The 20,517-nt window shown below is 42.2% G+C and carries 13 protein-coding genes; 5 read left to right on the top strand and 8 right to left on the bottom strand.

What is annotated here, in order from left to right; genetic code table 11:
• Positions 1 to 128: 128 nt before the first annotated feature.
• Positions 129 to 2,717 carry a penicillin-binding protein 1A gene (locus tag ACJZU6_RS02750; RefSeq protein ID WP_080158754.1) on the top strand — a complete coding sequence of 863 codons (2,589 nt, stop codon included), beginning with the start codon at positions 129 to 131 and terminating at the stop codon, positions 2,715 to 2,717.
• Between the two features lie 132 nt (positions 2,718 to 2,849).
• The gene (locus ACJZU6_RS02745; RefSeq protein WP_408900531.1) at positions 2,850 to 4,172 is read left to right on the top strand and encodes an IS4 family transposase; all 1,323 of its coding nucleotides are present in this window, start codon (positions 2,850 to 2,852) and stop codon (positions 4,170 to 4,172) included.
• Positions 4,173 to 4,252: 80 nt separating this feature from the next.
• Here ACJZU6_RS02745 and oxyR read toward each other — a convergent pair whose 3' ends face one another.
• Positions 4,253 to 5,164 (bottom strand): DNA-binding transcriptional regulator OxyR, encoded by a 912-nt coding sequence (oxyR, locus tag ACJZU6_RS02740; RefSeq protein ID WP_080158755.1) that lies wholly within the window; start codon positions 5,162 to 5,164, stop codon positions 4,253 to 4,255.
• 159 nt (positions 5,165 to 5,323) lie between these two features.
• On the opposite strand from oxyR, the gene ACJZU6_RS02735 reads away from it, so the two are divergent.
• Positions 5,324 to 6,052, top strand: coding sequence for a glutathione peroxidase (locus ACJZU6_RS02735; RefSeq protein ID WP_080158756.1), 729 nt, complete (start codon positions 5,324 to 5,326; stop codon positions 6,050 to 6,052).
• A 251-nt stretch (positions 6,053 to 6,303) separates the two neighbouring features.
• On the opposite strand, the gene ACJZU6_RS02730 is transcribed toward ACJZU6_RS02735, so the two are convergent.
• The 5 genes from ACJZU6_RS02730 to argC form a co-directional block, all read right to left on the bottom strand.
• Complete coding sequence (locus tag ACJZU6_RS02730) at positions 6,304 to 7,320, bottom strand: IS110 family transposase (protein WP_408900906.1); 1,017 nt, start codon at positions 7,318 to 7,320, stop codon at positions 6,304 to 6,306.
• 126 nt (positions 7,321 to 7,446) lie between these two features.
• Positions 7,447 to 9,324 carry an argininosuccinate lyase gene (gene argH / locus ACJZU6_RS02725; RefSeq protein WP_408900609.1) on the bottom strand — a complete coding sequence of 626 codons (1,878 nt, stop codon included), beginning with the start codon at positions 9,322 to 9,324 and terminating at the stop codon, positions 7,447 to 7,449.
• A gap of 103 nt (positions 9,325 to 9,427) precedes the next feature.
• Entirely contained in the window at positions 9,428 to 10,633 is a 1,206-nt protein-coding gene (locus ACJZU6_RS02720; protein WP_080158758.1) for an argininosuccinate synthase, read from the bottom strand.
• Between the two features lie 103 nt (positions 10,634 to 10,736).
• Positions 10,737 to 11,531, bottom strand: a complete 795-nt coding sequence (argB, locus tag ACJZU6_RS02715; protein ID WP_408900608.1) for an acetylglutamate kinase — start codon at positions 11,529 to 11,531, stop codon at positions 10,737 to 10,739.
• A gap of 10 nt (positions 11,532 to 11,541) precedes the next feature.
• Complete coding sequence (gene argC, locus ACJZU6_RS02710) at positions 11,542 to 12,555, bottom strand: N-acetyl-gamma-glutamyl-phosphate reductase (protein ID WP_408900607.1); 1,014 nt, start codon at positions 12,553 to 12,555, stop codon at positions 11,542 to 11,544.
• Between the two features lie 632 nt (positions 12,556 to 13,187).
• On the opposite strand from argC, the gene ppc reads away from it, so the two are divergent.
• Entirely contained in the window at positions 13,188 to 15,818 is a 2,631-nt protein-coding gene (gene ppc / locus ACJZU6_RS02705) for a phosphoenolpyruvate carboxylase (RefSeq protein ID WP_080158761.1), read from the top strand.
• A 411-nt stretch (positions 15,819 to 16,229) separates the two neighbouring features.
• Positions 16,230 to 16,796: a PadR family transcriptional regulator gene (locus ACJZU6_RS02700; RefSeq protein ID WP_080158762.1), complete on the top strand. Its 567-nt coding sequence runs from the start codon at positions 16,230 to 16,232 to the stop codon at positions 16,794 to 16,796.
• 67 nt (positions 16,797 to 16,863) lie between these two features.
• On the opposite strand, the gene ACJZU6_RS02695 is transcribed toward ACJZU6_RS02700, so the two are convergent.
• Entirely contained in the window at positions 16,864 to 19,278 is a 2,415-nt protein-coding gene (locus tag ACJZU6_RS02695; protein WP_080158763.1) for a bifunctional aspartate kinase/homoserine dehydrogenase II, read from the bottom strand.
• Positions 19,278 to 20,444: an O-succinylhomoserine (thiol)-lyase gene (locus tag ACJZU6_RS02690; RefSeq protein WP_408900606.1), complete on the bottom strand. Its 1,167-nt coding sequence runs from the start codon at positions 20,442 to 20,444 to the stop codon at positions 19,278 to 19,280. The genes ACJZU6_RS02695 and ACJZU6_RS02690 overlap by 1 nt, the downstream gene beginning before the upstream one ends.
• Positions 20,445 to 20,517: the final 73 nt, after the last annotated feature.

Raw genomic sequence — 20,517 nt, 5'->3', positions numbered from 1 at the left:
GCGAAAAAACAAACTATTTCGAATAAACACCATCAACGGCATTAATTAATTTTTTGTTATCTTTATACTTGAAGGTAAAAGATAATAGATAATGACCGCCAGAACGATGGCGTAACGGGAAATCTCAAGTGAAGTTCATAAAGCGATTACTAATACTTGCAATAATTTGCATCACTCTTGGAGTGGGTACAATTTTTGGTTTTTATTTATACCTAAAACCAGACCTACCAGATGTTGCTAAATTAAAAAATATAGAACTGCAAACACCATTAAGGGTGTACAGTGCTGATGGTGAACTGATCTCACAGTTTGGTGAGAAACGTCGTATACCATTAACGCTAAAACAAATGCCACCACTACTGGTCGATGGTTTTATTGCGACCGAAGACAGTCGTTTTTATGAGCATCACGGTGTCGATCCGATTGGTATCGCTCGCGCCGCTTTTGTGATGCTAACCTCTGGTCACGCTCGTCAAGGTGCCAGTACGATCACACAACAGCTTGCACGTAACTTTTTCTTATCCAATAAAAAAACCTTCTCTCGTAAAATTCGAGAAGCATTTATTGCGATTCATATCGAGCAAATTTTAACGAAAGATCAAATTCTTGACCTTTATTTGAATAAAATTTACCTCGGTTATCGTGCTTATGGTGTCGGTGCTGCTGCACAGGTTTACTTCGGTAAAAGTGTTGATGAGCTAACATTAAGTGAAATGGCTGTTATTGCCGGCTTACCTAAAGCGCCATCAACCATGAACCCTATTTACTCCATCGATCGCGCGACAACTCGTCGTAATGTGGTTCTTGATCGTATGTTTAAAGAAGGTTACATCACTCAAGCACAAATGGATCAAGCGCGTTCAGAGCCGATTGTTTCCCATTACCATCGCGCTGAAATTCAATTGTATGCACCTTACGTTGCAGAACGAGCACGTGCATGGATGGTTAACCGTTATGGTGAAGATGCTTACACCAAAGGGATGGATGTTTACACCACCATTAACGCCAAGCTACAACATGCAGCTCAGCAATCTGCCGTTGATAACCTGCTAAGTTACGATGAACGTCATGGTTACCGTGGTGCAACTGCGGTGATATGGAAGCCAGGGCAAACACCACTGAATGCCAATCAAATTGTTGAAAAGCTAAGTAGCCAGCCAACTTACGGTGAGTTAATTCCTGCGGTCGTTACTCAGGTTAAGCAACAAACTGCAACAGTAGTGACCAAACAAGGTCAAACCATAACCTTAAATTGGAATGGTATGAAATGGGCGCGTAAGTTCCAGACAAATAGCGCTCAAGGACCAGCACCAACGACAGCGGCTCAAATCTTAACTGCAGGTCAACAAATCTGGGTTCAAAATAAAGCCACAACAGTTGCAGCAACGGCTGACACCGCCGCGGTAACAACTGACCATTGGGTATTGAGCCAAGTACCAGGAGCTAACACCTCGTTTGTTGCAATGTCACCAAACAACGGCGCCATATTGGCGATGGTCGGTGGTTTTAATTACACCCAAAGTAAGTTTAACCGTGCTACACAGTCAATTCGTCAAGTTGGTTCTGGCATCAAGCCCTTTATTTACTCAGCAGCCATTGAAAAAGGAATGACGCTAGCCACGCTAATTAATGATGCGCCGATAACTAAATGGGATAAATGGCAAGGTACCGCATGGCGACCAAAGAATGCTGATGGTCGTTATGGTGGCCCGACCCGTGCTCGCATTGGTCTAGCACGTTCTATCAACGTAATGGCAATTCGTGTATTACGTCTAGCAGGTTTAGATTTCACCATTAACTACCTCACTCGGTTTGGTTTTAAACGAGCTGATCTTCCTCGCGCAGAACCATTAGCGTTAGGTGCTGGTAGTTTAACGCCACTAGAATTAGCCCAAGGTTATTCTGTATTTGCTAACGGTGGTTATGCGGTTAAACCATTCCTTATCAATAAAGTTGATAATAGTAATGGTGAATTGATCTACAGTGCTAATCCTAAAATTGTTTGTGACGATGTTTGCCAAAGTGAAAATCCACAAGCGAAAATGCAAGTAGCACTCGCAACTGCCGCTCAAAATGCGCCAATCCAAAAAGTGCCATCATCGACAGCTGAAAAACCAACATTGGCACAGCTAGAGCAAGTGATCACACCACCTGAAGTACGTTATGCACCTGAAGTGATCAGTGAGCAAAATGCATTTCTTGTTCGTCAAATGTTGACCAGTAACATTTGGGGTGAGCCCGGTCATCCGTATGGAACTGGCTTTAGAGCTCGCGTATTAGATCGACATGATATTGGTGGTAAAACAGGTACAACTAATGATTCGAAAGATGCTTGGTATACCGGTTTTGGGCCTAATATTGTTGCAACTACTTGGGTAGGTTTTGACGATCACCGTCATGCATTAGGTCGTACTAGCTATAATAAAAACCTTGGTAAAAATCAGGTAATGGGGGGTGAATACGGTGGTAATGCCGCACAACCAGCATGGATTAACTTTATGCGTACTGCATTGAAAAATACGCCAGAGCAACCACTACAGGTTCCTGCTGATATCGTTAAAGTCCGTATTGACCGTGCAACGGGTAAACTGTCTGATCGAGATGGTTCAAGATCAATGTATGAGTATTTCATCAAGGGTACTGAGCCAACACAATCAGCTCGCCAAGTAACCTCTGAGCAAAAGTTTGATACTGAAACGGCTGAAGAGCTATTCTAATTACGGTTTCTAACCGCAATCAAAAAGAGCGCCTATTGGCGTAATGCTGATCAGTTAAGCCCAAAATGATCAGTTGAACGATCCTGTAGATGTGTAAAAATCCAAGTGTATTTAATGCACTTGGATTTTTTTATGTTTTTAAGACAAGCACTTGAACAGATACATGCCTTCTCAGCTGATAAATTAAACGGCTTATCAGACTTACTTTGTCCAACACTTATTGACCAATGCCTTCTAGATACAGGTGTTACAACTATTCGAAAACGAAGATTACCAATGGAGTTAATGGTTTGGAGTGTCGTTGGTATGTCACTTTATCGACATTTGTCGATGAGCAAAGTGGTGTCTCAATTAGACATCCTATTACCAGGAAAAAAGCCATTTGTTGCCCCAAGTGCTGTGATTCATGCTCGTAAGAAATTAGGGCATGAACCAGTAGAAGCTGTCTTTAATAAAACACAACAGTTGTGGCATGAGAAAACACCTCATCCGGATTGGCATGGTCTCACATTGCATGCTGTCGATGGTGTTGTCTGGCGTACGCCAGACACAAAAGAAAATGACCAAGCATTTTCAAGAACAGGCAATAAAACAACAACATCCGATTATCCTCAAGTGCGTATGGTTTGCCATATGGAACTAACTAGCCACCTTTTAAATAGCGCTGCATTTGATTCTGTTTCTGTCAGTGAGGTTGATTTAACAGCCCAACTCATTGAAAAAGCGCCAGATCATAGCCTAACGCTGTTTGATCGTGGTTTTTACGCCTTAGGCTTACTGCATAAATGGCAAAGTACGGGGCAAGAAAGGCATTGGCTTATCCCATTACGTAAAGGCGCCCAATACAAAACGTTAAGAAAGCTAGGTAAAGGCCAAGAACTCATAGAGTTAACCTTGTCGCCACAAGCTCGAAAAAAGTGGATTGATGCGCCCGTGACAATGGAAGCACGCTTAGTGACAACCACGATCAAAGGTCGCGAAGTGAAATTATTAACGTCAATGACCGATCCCAAACGTTATATAGGCGCTGATATTGCAGAGCTTTATAGCCACCGTTGGGAGATTGAGCTGGGTTACCGAGAAATGAAACAATATATGTTACAAGGAACGATAACGTTAAGAAGCAAAACGCCAGCGCTAGTGACTCAAGAATTATGGGGAATGTTATTAGCTTATAACTTGTTACGGTTCATGATGTGCCAAATGGCATACTCATTAAAAAGTGTCATGCCGTATCAAATAGGCTTTAAGCAAGCCTCGATATTCTTAACAAGCCAACTTCAACTATTACCAGCGGTTGCAGCTGGTCGGTATCCTGAAATATTGAGATATATACTTGATATGGCAGAAAGCTTTGTACTACCAGAAAGGCAGGAAAGAAGTTATCCAAGGGCAGTAAAGAAAAGGCCTAGTCGCTATGCGACTAGGCCTTCAAGGAAGCGTAAATTATCTTAATTCACATGCATTACGCCTATTGGCGCTCTTTTTTTGCTCAAATATCATGTTTGATAATGAGTATTAACTATTGTTGTTTCTTATTGCTGCACATGCTTTTCAAAAATATCAGGCATTTTAGCCTTTATCACTGCTGCTAATTTCTCATAACGTGATTTTAATGGTGAGCCAGGACGATAAGCTAAGGTTATTAAACGGGTTGGCTGTGGATGCTCAGCTTCGATGTAACACACACCATCACGACAATGTTCTTTCGGGGTTGCTAACTGAGGCAATAAAGTAATCCCACTGCCCGCAGCGACCATATTACGTAGTGTTTCGAGACTGGTCGCTTTAAAACGACCATCATCACGGGCACCAGCAGCAAAACAAAAACCTAATGCTTGATTACGTAAACAGTGGCCATCTTCCAACATTAATAAGGTTTCACCATGTAAGCGTGACATATCAATTTCTTTCTCTTGTGCCCATTGATGTGTTTCAGGCACTGCAAGCATCATAGGTTCATCATACAAAGGCAACTCAATAAACGGCTCGCTCTCTTTGACTGACGCTAAAATCATGCAGTCGAGCTTACCCTCTTCAAGTTGTTGCACTAATTGATGTGTTTGCGCTTCATGTAAAAACAGCTCTAACTCAGGAAAGGCTTCTTTAAGCGTTGGAATAATTTGCGGCAATAAATATGGACCAACCGTTGGAATAAAGCCAATATGTAACGGGCCGGCCATGCTTTCTCCTTGTAAACTAGCAAGTTCGGTCAATATTTTGACCTCAAGCAACACTTTTTGAGCTTGGGCGACTAAACTCAATCCCGCATCGGTAAAAAGTACGCGACGACTGGTTCGTTCTAACAACGACACCCCTAGTTCATCTTCTAATTTACGAATTTGACCACTTAGGGTTGGCTGACTGACGTAACATGCTTCAGCGGCTTTACGAAAATGCTTATGTTCAGATAGGGCGACAAGGTACTCAAGATCTCGAATATTCATTAGCTAAGGTTACCAATAGGAATCAACTATCAAAACCATAGCAGTAAACGATTAGAACTATCAAGAGTAAAATCGCATAATTACTTCATCAATATGGAGAACATATTTACGAAGCTCCGATTGCATTAAATTTATTTATATTTTTTAAGGAATCACATTATGTTCGCATCTAAAGAAGGTCAGCCAGTACCTCAAGTTACTTTCCACACTCGTAAGGGTGATCAATGGGTAGACGTAACAACTAATGAGTTATTTGCTAATAAAACAGTGGTTGTATTTAGCCTGCCAGGCGCATTTACACCAACATGTTCTTCTAGCCACCTACCTCGTTATAACGAGCTAGCATCAGTATTTGCTGACAATGGCGTTGACGACATTCTATGTGTATCGGTTAACGATACGTTCGTAATGAATGCATGGAAAGCAGATCAAGAAGCAGAAAATATCACTTTTATTCCTGATGGTAATGGTGAGTTCACTAACGGCATGGGCATGTTAGTTGAAAAAGACGACCTAGGTTTTGGTGCGCGTTCATGGCGTTACAGCATGCTGGTTAAAAACGGCGTGGTTGAGAAAATGTTCGTTGAAAACGAAGAACCAGGCGACCCATTCAAAGTTTCTGACGCTGATACAATGTTAAACTACATTGCACCTGAGCAAAAACTACAAGAATCAATCACTGTATTCTCAAAGCCTGGTTGCCCTTTCTGTGTTAAAGCAAAACAGAATCTAATCGACAAAGGCCTACAGTATGAAGAAATCATTCTGGGCAAAGACGCAACCACAGTTTCTCTACGTGCAATTACAGGCCGTAGCACTGTGCCTCAAGTCTTCATCGGTGGTAAACACATTGGTGGTAGCGAAGAACTGGAAATTTTCTTAGGCTAAGCAATAGTCATTAGCTACAAAAATGTATGGTCCGCCTCGTTATTGCAAGTGCAAATTTCGATAACGAGGTTGGTTTGCGCTAATGTATTCGGAGTTTAATTGAAGTTAACTTACTTAAACTTCATCTCCACGATAAGCTCCGCGCCAGATAATCCTTAAAAAGCCGAAAGTGTATAATCACTGTTTTTTGTATCAGGTCCTTTATCTGGTGGTTTAACCGTTCTGTTATCTCTCTACACATGCAAATCTGATTAATTTAGTTTTCTAAATGGCAATCCAGTTACCATTACTGACCAAGCGATCCTTGCCAACTTATTAGCTAACGCCACAACTACAACATTAAATGGTTTTCGTTTTAATAATTCTGTTATCCAATCCCCAAAAATAGCTTCAGCTATTTTTGGCCTTGATATCAAAGCTCGTGCTCCATGAATAAATAATGTCCTTAATGACTTATTCCCTCGTTTACTGATACCCAGCAGTGTGGATTTCCCTCCTGTTGAATATTGACGAGGAACTAAGCCTACCCATGCTGCTAAATGTCGTCCATTTTTAAAATCTTTTGGTGATGGTACTTCTGATAAACATGCGCTCGCAATCATCGGTCCAATACCTGGGATAGTTTGTAATAATTCACCCATTTCTGATTCTTTCAAAACTGCTTTTATCTTTTTATCTTGCTCAGCAATCTTTTGATGTAAATATTGATAATGCTCATAAAGAACAGCTAATTCTTGAAGCAAAAGTGGTGGTAAGGTGTGATTTTTATCGGCAAGCCATTGAAATAATTTTCCCATGGCAGCGTGTCCACGAGGAAAATTGATACCAAATTCAAGTAGTAGTGCACCAATGCGACACATCGTTGCTGTTTGTTCTTTAATAAACCCAGAACGGATACGTTGTACTGCAGATAAAATTTGGGATTCTTCAGTTTTGACACTAACAAAACGCATTGAAGGTCTAGCAGAAGCTTCAGCGATAGCATCAGCATCAATGTAGTCATTTTTGTTAGTTTTCACATAGGGTTTAACGTATTGAGGAGGGATTAGTTTGGTGTTATGTCCAAAAGATTGGCACTTTCTTGCTAGCCAGTGAGATCCAGCACAAGATTCCATCGCAACAGTAGTTTTATCAAGTTGAAGCAATATTTTTAATAGTTGAGCACGGTTACATTTTTTGCGATATACCTCACGGCCCGCATAATCGTGCCCAATTAGATGAAATGAAGTTTTGCCTAAATCAATACCAAGTACTTTAATCAACATGATGGTTCGCCTCTCTAGATACTCACAACTAAAGCCTAGCGGCTTTAGAGTGAGGCGGACCATCTAATTAAGCCCTTACTTTACAATAAAGTGAGGGCTTTTTGATATCAATCCATCGCGAATATTGAGCTAAGCAACATTCACCGTTGGAATATGCTGAGCTTGATCAAGCCAGACCTCTAGAGCGACCTCATCACATGCATGTTGACGTGGGCAACGATCACAGTCTTTCATTACTTTCTCTGGTAATAAGGCTTTTGAGGTTGGCGTAAAACCACGTTTCATAAAGAATTCAGGCACTCGAGTTAACACAAATACTTTTTTAATCGCCATTTGAGTGGCTTTATCAAGCAAATGTTCAACAATCGCTTTTCCCTGGCCTTGCTGTTGCCAGCCCGCTTCAACCCCTAAAGATCGTATCTCAGCCAGTCCAGAATCATAGACATACAATGATGCACACCCGGTTACTACACCATGATTTTCAGCCACTGCAAACGAGCCAATATCGCGCACTAACTCATTACGATTACGCGGTAAATTCTCACCTAGTCCCGCCCAATACACCACCATGCCTTCAATAGCATCAAGATCGGTGAGTCGTGCGCCTCGTACTTTAACATTAGGCGAATAACGCTTATCAAGCCGCTTCTCTGCTTGACCAATGGCATAGTCAACTTGGTTTGGTGCAACACCACCTAAAGCACACCGTTTATCTAAACATGATTCAATGGTCAAAATCGGATAGACATCATTTTCAATCACCGTCGAAAATTGTTTCATCTCCTCAAGAGAGAGTTCTTCTAACGCACAGCCTTTGGCAATCGCGGCCACCACAGCCACTCCAACAATATGATGCGCTTCTCGAAAAGGGATCCCTTTCGCCACTAAATAATCGGCTAGTTCGGTCGCATTTGAATAACCTTGCATCGCCGCTTCTAAAGTACGATCTTGATTAATCTTGATCCCTTCAAAACATAATGCAGCTATTTCCATACAATCATGCCAGCTATCTAACGCATCAAATAGCCCTTCTTTATCTTCTTGCATGTCCTTATTGTAAGCCAGCGGTAATGCCTTAACGGTCATCATCATCGCCGCCATCGCGCCATACACTCGGCCACACTTGCCACGAATAAGCTCTAGGGCATCAGGATTTTTCTTTTGCGGCATCAATGATGAACCAGAGGTCACCGCATCATCAAGTTCAATAAAATTAGATTCGCCAGAATTATAGAAAATTAAATCTTCTGCCATTCGTGATAAATGCAACATTGAAATTGATGCGGTGGATAATAATTCCATCACGTGATCACGATCAGACACCGAATCAAGACTATTACGGGTTGCTCGCTGAAAACCAAGGTTATGGGCTAACACTTCACGATCTATCGGATACGCCGTTCCCGCCAGTGCGCCAGAGCCTAACGGACAGGTATCAAGTCGCGTCATTGCATCATTCAACCGGGAATGATCACGCTCTAGCATTTCAACATACGCTAAACACCAATGGGCAAAAGTGACGGGCTGCGCTCGTTGCAAATGGGTATATCCAGGTAATACCGTTGCTTGATGCTGGCGGGCGACGGTAACTAACTGTTGCTGTAATTTATCCAACATCAACAATAATTGCTGACCTTGCTGACGGCACCACAGTTTAAGATCCGTCGCCACCTGATCATTACGTGAACGACCCGTGTGCAGTTTTTTACCCAAATCCCCCACTTTAGCAATCAGCTGTTGCTCCACCCAACTGTGAATATCTTCAGCATCGGAAGCGAGAATTTGTTCAGGATCTTCCATTACCGCTAATTTAAGTTCATTTAGTGCCAATTCAAGCTGTTGTTGCTCTGTTTCAGTAAGTACATTCACTTGGCGCAGGGCTTTTGACCAAGCTATTGAACCGACAATATCTTGCTCTGCGAGTCGATAGTCAAAACGCAACGAATCATTAAATTGCTTAAATCTGATGTCAGCTGCCTGACTAAACCGCCCACCCCATAATGCCATGCTGAATCTCCTATTACTGTCTAAGCGAAGTCATATTGAGAAGCTTACGTTGCAATGAATAGCGTCATCATTACAGCGCAAGCAACAATATTGATTGGATTATTTATTTTTGACTATTAAGCGCACGAATACGGCTAGCCAAAGAATACAAACGAATAAAACCGCCAGCATGACTATGATCATAAACATCATCTTCACCAAACGTAGCAAACTCTTCCGAGTACAAACTATTGCCTGAACGCTTTTGAATAACGGTGGCTTGGCCTTTATATAGTTGAATCACGACTTCACCCGTTACATCTTGTGCCAACGTATCAGCCGCGGCTAACAACGATTGGCACAATGGCGTAAACCAGCGGCCATCATAAATAAGATGCGATGCTTTAAGACCAATGGTTTGACGGAACTCAAACGACTCTTTATCAAGCACTAATTGTTCAACGGCACGCAATGCTTCCATCATGATGGTACCGCCTGGGGTTTCATAGCAACCCCGAGATTTGATTCCTACGAGACGGTTCTCAACAATATCAATCCGTCCAATTCCGTGCTCGGCACCTTTGCTATTGAGATAATTAAGCGCGTTATAAGGCGTCATCGGCTCACCATCAACCGCAACCACTTCACCTTTTTCAACTAAAACAGACACCGTTTCAGCGATATCAGGCGCCTGTTGTGGATCTTTAGTCCACACCCAACATAACTCATTAGGTGCATTCCACGTATTTTCAAGTACACCACCTTCAGTTGAAACGTGCCATGCATTAGCATCACGTGAATAAATTTTTTCTAACGATGCAGTACAAGGAATATTACGCTCAGCCAAATAATCAAGCAGTGCTTCACGGCTACGTAAATTCCATTCACGCCATGGTGCAATCACTGTCAATTGTGGCGCAAGAGCCGCAAATGCCCCTTCAAAGCGCACCTGATCATTTCCTTTACCTGTACAACCATGACATAACGCATCAGCACCAACTTCTAATGCACACTCCACTTGCGCTTTAGCAATAATGGGACGCGCCATTGAAGTGCCCAGTAAATATTTACCTTCGTAAGTTGCTCCCGTTTTAAGGGATGGGTAAATATAATCTTTGACCATCTCTTCTTTTAAATCAGCGATGTAACATGCAGATGCACCAGAGGCGAGTGCTTTGGCTTCAATGCCAACCAACTCTTCTTCACCTTGACCGACATCTGCCACAAACGCGACCACTTCACAGTCATAGTTCTCTTTTAGCCATGGAATAATGGCTGAAGTATCTAAACCACCTGAATAGGCCAATACCACTTTGTTAATCTTGCTCATCTGCTGCTCTCCTTTTCAGCCTTGTCGCGGTCATCCCGTTCAGGCACTATTTTCAAAAATATTAATTCGTCGTAATACATCAATGAACTGTCATCAATACAGGCTAATCACCCATTAATGGCACCGTAAATCGAGTCCCGATACTGTCGCCCGCTAATAAAGCATTAAGCTTGTCGGGATAACGCCAACTGGCGACTTCAATCGAACGGCCTAGCGCTTTAGCCGCTGTAAATGCTGCTCGTACTTTTACGATCATGCCATCGGTGATCACAGCTTGTGCAATTAATGCTTCTGCTTCCGCTTCCGTTAACTGCTTAATTAAATTACCTTTACCATCAAGTACACCCGTCACATCAGACAGCAACACCAACTCACCACCAACAGCCGCAGCAACGGCAACCGCCGCTTGATCAGCATTAACATTCATCATTTCACCCTGAGCATCGAGCCCAATAGAGCTAATGATTGGTACAAAACCTAACTGCATAATTTGACCCACTAAAGCGCCGTTATTTGGTTCAGCATGTCCCACAGCGCCTAACTCTGGATCTAATTGACTAACTGTACATAAACCGCCATCAGCTAAACTTAATCCTACAGCTGCCACGCCAGCTTTAACCGCTTGCCCTTGCAGCATTTTATTGGCAGTACCAGCTAACGCACCGGTAATCAAGCCAATTTGATCACTAGGAGTAACCCGTAACCCTTGTTTTTTAACTGTCGGCAATTGCAATTTTTTCATCAGGTCATCAACAAGATAGCCACCACCATGAACAAATAAGATCGGGCGTTGTGACCGCGATTGGTACGCATTGATGGTTGAAAACAATCGCTCTAAGGTGACATTACATTCCAATGCAGCACCACCAAGTTTAATCACTAAAGGAACTTGATTCATTGTGTTACTCCTACACCAACGCGGTTAATTGAGGGAATCCATTGCGAATATTTATGCATTGAACTGCTTGTGATGAAGCCCCTTTCAATAAATTATCAATCGCGGCAGTTAAAATAATATGCTCACCTTGAACCTGCCAGCCGATATCACAAAAACAGCTACCAACAACATCATCCAACTTAGCGGTATTATGGTTAAGTAGCCGTACCGCATGTTGATCGGTCGGGTTTAGATAGGCTGATGCCATTGCTGCAGTCACTTCTTCTGCGGTTACACCATCGGTTAATTTAGCGGTAATAGTAGCTAAAATACCGCGTTTAAAATTCCCGAGATGAGGCGTGAAAATAATATCGCAATTAAGATGATGGGCAATTTCAGGCTGGTGTCGATGCGTAAACAAGCCATAAGCCTGTAAGCTCACCTCACAAAAACTATTGGTCATGGTGGCTTTACGACCCGCACCCGACACACCACTGACGGCATTTATCACTGGCCATTGATCGCAATCAAGCAGACCTGCAACGAGCAATGGTTTTAACGCTAATTGAGATGCGGTGGGATAGCACCCAGGAACCGCAATTAATTGGGCTTGGCGAATTTGATCATGATTCCATTCAGCTAACCCATAAACAGCACTGTCTAGCAATGCCTCATATTGGTGCTTAAAACCATAATATTGATCATAGAAACCATCCGCTTTCACTCTAAATGCACCTGACAAGTCAAACACCTGACAACCCATATTTAGACATTCAGCTGCAATATCATGACTCACTTCGTGGGCAGTAGCTAACAACACAATATCGATGTTTGCCACTGCCATTCTAATATCTGTTAGCGGCTGCAACGGTAAATCAACCACACCATGCAATTGACCATGCAGCGCACTTAATGGTTTACCTGCATCAACACTAGTGGCTGAAACATACAAACCGCAAAGTGTTAATTGCGGATGACGACTTACTATTTTTGCCAGTTCTGCGCCGGTATACCCACTGGCGCCAACAATAACCGTGTTTAACATCGCTCATTCCATATCATTGTAGTGTTATCGAGCCGTCATCAAATAATTGGAGCTATGGCTAAGTAGTGATGATTGTCATAACGGCTAACAGAGGTGTGCTGTAAACAGCATAGAAAAGGCACGTAAAAGCACCTAAGGCAAAAGACTTAGCGTCGTCGAAGGGAGGAGATAAAGGCAGAGGTATAGATTTGGTTCATGATAATAACTTCCTGCATCGAACAATAAACCCTGAGCGTTCCGTTACTCAAGGATAAATAAACAGCTAACACCATTTATTCATAAATTTGAATTAATATGTTTACTGATTAAATTACATACTGTCAATAGTGCGACGATAAAAAAATATATTTTATTAGCTTTTCATTAACTTTTACAACATTAAACCATAACAGAACTAATTATTTTTAATGGCGTTTTTTTGCCCTATCTCTTTAATAATGAACAAAAATGTGGGCTGACACAGGCAGGAATGAAACAAAATTACAAAATTCAATCAAGATTATGACCAAAATCAATATCGATAGTTTTTATTAGCGATAAATACAATCTCTGTTGACCTGTTACTAACTTCACGGCTAGATTGTGGGGTAAAGGTTAAATTGGATGTAACAAAATTACGAGATGGATACGATATGAACGAGAAATACAGTGCGTTAACAAGTAATGTCAGTATGCTTGGCCATTTGCTGGGTAATACGATCAAAACAGCCTGCGGTGATGAACTCTTAGAAAAAGTTGAAACGATTCGCAAACTTTCTAAATCAGCAGGCACAGGTAATCAAGATGACCGCGAGAAACTGATTGCTGAATTACAAAACCTACCCGATGATCAATTACTTCCTGTAGCTCGAGCTTTTAGTCAATTCCTTAATCTCACCAATATTGCAGAGCAATACCATACGATTTCACGCCAACGTGAAACGACATTATGCAGCCCAGATGCACTCGATGAATTGTTTACTAAATTAGTCCAGCATGATGTTAACCCTGCTGATTCTTTAGTGGCGATTAATGAATTAAATATTGATTTAGTTCTTACCGCGCACCCAACAGAAATTGCACGCCGTACCATGATCCATAAATTGGTACAGATTAATAAATGTTTATCACAATTAGAATTAAGCGAATTATCAACCGCTGAACGTGCACGTGTTGAGCAACGCTTAGAACAACTGATTGCTCAAGCATGGTATTCCGATGTTATTCGCCAGCAACGCCCAACCCCACTTGATGAAGCAAAATGGGGTTATGCCGTGGTTGAAAATTCATTGTGGCAAGCGGTACCAGAGTTTGTACGCCTGTTTGATGAAAAACTGCAACAGCATTTAGATAAGAAACTACCATTAGACGCAGCGCCAGTAACCTTCTCCTCATGGATGGGCGGCGACCGCGATGGGAACCCATTTGTAACGTCTGATGTTACCCATGAAGTTTTACGCCTTTCTCGTTGGAAAGCGGCCGAACTTTATCTTGGTGACGTGCAAGAATTGATCAATGAATTATCAATGATTCAATGTAATGCTGAGGTGCGAGAGCTCGCAGGTGAAGCACATGAACCTTACCGTGCAATTTTAAAACAACTACGTACTAAACTGATTATTACTCGAGACAGCTTAGAAGCACAAATCAACGGTAATGCTCCCCTTTCTAAACATATTATTAATGATGTTGCTGAGCTATGGGATCCACTATTTGCGTGTTACCAGTCATTACATCAATGTGGTATGGCGATCATTGCTGACGGCTTACTGCTTGATTCACTACGTCGTATCAAATGTTTTGGTGTGCATCTGGTTAAACTGGATATTCGTCAAGAAAGCACTCGCCACGAAAATGTTATTTCAGAGCTAACGCGTCACCTTGGTTTAGGTGATTACAGTCAGTGGTGTGAACAAGATAAGATCGCGTTCTTAGTTCGTGAATTATCGTCTAAGCGACCATTACTACCACGAAAGTGGGAACCATCAGCTGACGTTCAAGAAGTACTCGAAACCTGTAAAGCAATTGCAGAACAACCACGTGAAGCATTGGGTGCCTATGTTATTTCAATGGCACGTACAGCATCTGACGTATTAGCCGTTCACTTATTACTGCAAGAAGCAGGTTGTCCATTCCGCATGGATGTGTGTCCATTATTTGAAACACTTGAAGACTTAAACAACGGCGCTGATGTTATTGAACAACTGCTTAATATTGACTGGTACCGTGGTTTTATTCAAAACCATCAGATGGTGATGATTGGCTATTCTGATTCAGCCAAAGATGCAGGTGTAATGTCAGCGGGATGGGCGCAATACAGTGCGATGGAAAAACTGGTCGATGTCTGCGAAAAAGCAGACGTTGAAATTACCTTATTCCATGGCCGTGGCGGTAGTATTGGTCGTGGCGGTGCACCCGCTCATGCGGCATTGTTATCTCAACCACCACGTAGCCTAAAAGGTGGTTTACGTGTAACCGAACAAGGCGAGATGATTCGCTTTAAGCTCGGTTTACCTGAAGTGGCAATTAATAGCCTCAGCCTTTATGCCAGTGCAACGTTAGAAGCAAACTTACTACCACCACCAGCACCGAAACAAGAATGGCGCCATATTATGGACCAACTTTCTCATGTTTCCTGTGAATCGTACCGTAATGTAGTTCGAAACACGCCGGAGTTTATTCCTTATTTCCGCGCCGCAACGCCAGAGTCTGAACTAGGTAAGTTACCGCTGGGCTCTCGCCCTGCAAAACGTAATCCTAATGGTGGCGTTGAAAGTTTACGAGCTATTCCATGGATTTTTGCTTGGAGTCAAAACCGTCTCTTGTTACCAGCATGGTTAGGTGCGGGTGAAGCGATTCAACACTCGATTGATAATGGTGATACTGCACAACTAGAAGAAATGTGCCGTGAATGGCCATTTTTCTCGACTCGCTTAGGTATGCTAGAAATGGTGTACAGCAAAACCAGCTTGGGTATCACAGAGTACTATGATCAACGTTTAACTGATGAAGCTTTATGGCCGCTTGGTAAACAATTACGTTCACAGTTAGTGCAAGATATTAAAGCTGTATTAACCGTTGAAAATAATGATCATTTGATGCAGCAAGACCCATGGGGTGCTGAGTCTATCCGTCTACGTAATATTTATGTTGAACCACTTAACATGTTGCAGGCTGAATTACTTTACCGTACTCGCCAGCAAAAAGAGTTACCAATAGAGCTTGAAGAAGCATTGATGGTAACCATTGCAGGTATTGCAACAGGTATGCGTAATACTGGCTAACCCTCGATAAATAACCATAAGGCTATCTTCGGATAGCCTTTTTTTTTAATCGTTATTTACAATGTTGTTAAAATATATTGTAAATTCTCAACTATGATACAGCATTATATTGCTTATAAAGACTAAGATAGAAAAGTATCAATATGAGAAAAGATGAATATATTTCAATCAAGTTATTATTTTTTTAGCGCTAAATTAACTTAGTGATAGTTCACAAGATAATAAATTGAAACGCCTCAGTAACAGATAATTGAACTAGAAGTATCGATATTGAGTCAATTAATGATATTCTATGCGACCGCAATTAGGCAGTGCAATAGCACGATTATAAATTAAAAACGTCACCTGAAGCGTTACATAATCTAAGCCCTATTGTGTTTTTTTATTTTATATATTTAACGGATAGAAGAGATGTCACTACCACATGTAATTTTAACAGTGCTTAGCACTCGCGAAGCGACTGGTTACGATATAACCAAAGAATTTTCACACAGTATCGGTTATTTTTGGAAAGCGAGCCACCAGCAGGTGTACCGTGAACTCAATAAAATGGCGACGAATGATCAAGTAACCTGCCGTCTTGAACCTCAAGATGGTAAACCTGATCGTAAGGTATATTCGATTACCGATCTTGGCCGTCAGGCACTATTTGAGTGGTTCCAAGAACCAGCACGTAATCCAACCACGCGTGATGAGTTTTCTGCAAAACTATTGATTTGTGGTGTTCACAATTCAGTACCAATGCAGCAGCAACTTGAAGCTTTAATTGATGAATCACATATTTTAATGGGTCATTATCAAGAGCTAGAGCAAATTCATTTTAGCGATTACAAAAACATGGATCGTCAACAACGTCTCGACCGTTTAACCTTGCGCCGCGGGCTTCATAACCGCCAAGCTTGGATATTATGGGCTGAAGAAGTTCTCGCTGAACTGAAAGATATGGACAGTGAAAATAGCGCAATCGCTATTAACTAAATCAATATCAAAAAATAAAGCCGCAGTTTAAACTGCGGCTTTTTATTACTACTAATACGGTATACGCCTACAACATCGTCGCTAAGCGATTGATATCAGATATTAACGCCCCAGCTGTTACATCTCGTCCAGCCCCAGGACCTCGAATCACTAATGGATTCTCGCGATACCATAGGCTTTCAATTGCAAAAATATTATCACAAGGTAGTAAGTTTGCTAATGCATGCTCATGAGGTAATGCTTCTAAGCCAACATATGCTTTACCATGGCGATCTAAACGGGCCACATAACGTAAAACTTTATCTTCACGAGCTGCTCGTGCTAATTTTTCAGCTAATACACCATCAAGTTCTGGTGCTTGCTCAAAAAACGCATCAACCGTTAATTTACGTAAACACGGCGGAACCAATGATTCAACGTGCACTTGCTGTGGGTCAATTTCAAACCCCGATTCACGAGCAAGAATAACCAGCTTACGCATCACATCGCTGCCATCCAGATCATGACGCGGATCGGGCTCAGTTAACCCCTGCTGCCACGCCTGTTCAAGCAATTCAGAAAACGGCTGTCGACCATCAAATTGTTGAAACAACCATGATAATGTGCCAGAAAAAATACCCGAGATAGCTAAAATACGATCGCCACTTTCGCGCAGATCGCGTACGGTATGATTGATAGGTAAACCAGCACCAACCGTCGCGTTATACAACCAATAACGGCTACTTTTAGCAAACGCATCAACCACCGCCTGATACTCTATCGTCGCCGCTGATCCTGCGATTTTATTAGCAGAAATAAGGTGTAATCCACTCGCTGCAATATGTGGGTATAACGCAGCTAACTGATGACTTGCGGTTACATCAACCACAACCACATCATCATAATCAACCGCTGCTAGCTGAGACAATAACTGCGGTAATTGATAATCTGTTGCCTGATCTTGAAACTGCTCTAATGCTGTTTGCGGCGTAATTCCAACACTATTAATCCAACATTGATGCTGACCAACAATGCCAATCAAATTAAATTGCATGCCGTGTCGTAGCTCTAATGCCGCTTTTTCACGACCAAATAACCCCAACCAATGTTTTCCTATATTGCCTTTACCACACAACACAATACCCACGCTTTTTTGCGCTTGAAATAACGCTTGATGGATATCATTGACTAACTTATCCGTTTCAATATCACGTAGCACTGCCACTAAACTTAAACCTGATTCAGCCTCAGTCATAAATTCAACGGGTAAGCCTTTAAGTTGCTGATAGAAACCATGGCAATGATTAGGATTATTCAACACGCCAGCACCAACTGCCGCAACCATTGAAAAGCCTTCTCGTAATCGAAGTTCAGCCGCAACGCCACTATCTTGCAATAGCCCTAGCACGCTATTTACCATTTCTTGGGTATAGGCCAAAATAATTCGCCGCTTACCTTTATCCATAGTTTGAGCCAACGGCTGTAATTGCGCTCGATCTAATAATAACTGCACATCTTGTTGAGTATGTGCCAACGCCATTCCTTGCGGTACATCAAGCTCAATTAAACACACATCATTGAGTGATGAAATAATTTTAGCCCCACGACCAGATGCTAATACCCTTTCAACCCGTGTTGATCCAGATTCAGGTTGATGACTACAACGTAAGGTTAAATCAAGACTACTTTGGGCGACGGGTTGAAGTGTTCGGCTATGTAAAACTGGCGCAGCAAGACGTGCTAATTCATTGGCTTCATCTAATCGTAATAAGGGCAATAGACAAGCATTGGTGACCTTATGAGGATCGGCACTATAAACACCCGCGACATCACTCCAAATTGTTACTCGGTCAACCTTGGCTAAAGCACCAATAATCGTCGCAGAATAATCAGACCCATTACGACCAAGTAACACCGTTTGCTGGTGCTGATTCGCCGCCATAAAACCAGTGATCACTAATCGTTGCTGTTGATATTGCGCTAACAATTGATCCAATAAGGGTGCAGATAAGACTTTATCCACTTCAGGCTGCACCGCATGATCGGCCCGTAAAAATAAACGTGAATCAATATCTATCGCCGCTAATTGGCATTGGTTTAATAAGGCACTTAATAACCGTGCAGACCATAATTCACCATGACCTAAAACCGCATTTTTCACCTCGGCCGTCATGGTTAATTGTCCCCACTGAGCAATTAACGCCAACTCCGCATATAACTGCTGTTGTAGTGGCTCTGCGTCTTGAGGATCAAGTAACTCATTGATCAATTGCTGCTGAAATACTCGAATAGAGAGTAAGGTTTCATGGGCTAAGCGGCCATCAGTGACTAATTGTTCTAGCCATAATAATAATTGATTGGTGGTTTTCCCTGCCGCCGATACCACCACTAAATCATTATAATTAGAATACGCACGTAAAATATCAGCGACACGACGATAACAATCAGCATTGGCAAGGCTACTTCCGCCAAATTTATGTAATTGGCGCAGATCTTTTTTCATCAGCAGCCCTCCTTTGCAATAGCGAACGCCTGTTTAAGATCAGCAATCAAATCTTGTGGGTCTTCTAAACCTACCGATAACCGTAACAAAGAAGTAGAGATCCCAGCGGCTCGTTGCGCTTCATCACTCATGGCACGGTGAGTCATTGAAGCCGGATGAGCAATTAAACTCTCCGTCCCCCCTAATGATTCTGCCAATGAAAACAATTGTAATGTTTTAACAAACAACGCCAGTTGTTGATAACTTCCAGCAAATTCAAAACTCATCATCGAGCCAAAACCACGTTGCTGACGCTTCGCTATCTCATGCCCAGGATGGGTGGGCAAACTTGGATGATAAATAGTGCCAACCAAGGGTTGTTGCTGCAAATAAGCCAGCACTGCTGCCCCATTTTCTTCATGCATCCTCATTCGAGGCGCCAATGTTCGCAATCCACGCAAGGTCAAATATGCATCAAAAGGGGCTCCTGTCGCCCCAATACAATTAGCCCACCAACTTAGATTTTCAGCCGCAGCTTGGTCTTTAGCAATTAAAACACCCCCGATCACATCAGAGTGACCATTAATGTATTTAGTGGTTGAATGCACCACAAAATCAGCCCCAAGCGATAACGGCTGCTGTAATAATGGCGATAGGAAAGTGTTATCAACGGCAACTTGGCAACCAACCACCTGTGCTTGTTGGCAAACCACCGTAATATCAATCACGCGCACTAAAGGATTTGAGGGAGTCTCAAGCCATAACAACGTCGGCTTTTGTGCCAATGCTGCCGCTAAGGCATCAGGATCCGACTGATCTATAAACAGGACCTTAAAGTCCCCTTTTTGAGCGCGGGTATTAAACAATCGATAACTGCCACCATAACAATCATGGGGAGCTATCAATAAATCATCAGGCCCTAAAAGCGCAGACACCAATAAATTCATCGCAGCAGTACCACAACTGGTGACGACGCCCCCCGCGCCGCCTTCCATATCACTCAGAGCATCAGCTAATGTATTTCGAGTTGGATTGCCTGAACGGGAATAATCATATTGCGGTAACTCACCTAGCGCAGGAAAACTGTAGGTGGACGTTAAGTAAATTGGCGGCACAACTGCATTATATTGTGAATCAACGTCAATACCGCTACGAACGGCAATAGTCGCAGGCTGCTTATCACTCATAATAACGTTCCTTGTTATAAGGGGGTGAACCCTGTAAATAAATAATGATGGCTGTTAACAACCTTAACCACAT

The sequence above is a fragment of the Photobacterium piscicola genome, from assembly GCF_046058925.1.
In the GTDB taxonomy this organism is placed as follows: Bacteria; Pseudomonadota; Gammaproteobacteria; order Enterobacterales; family Vibrionaceae; genus Photobacterium; species Photobacterium piscicola.
This window is presented reverse-complemented; position numbering and strand designations above follow the sequence as displayed.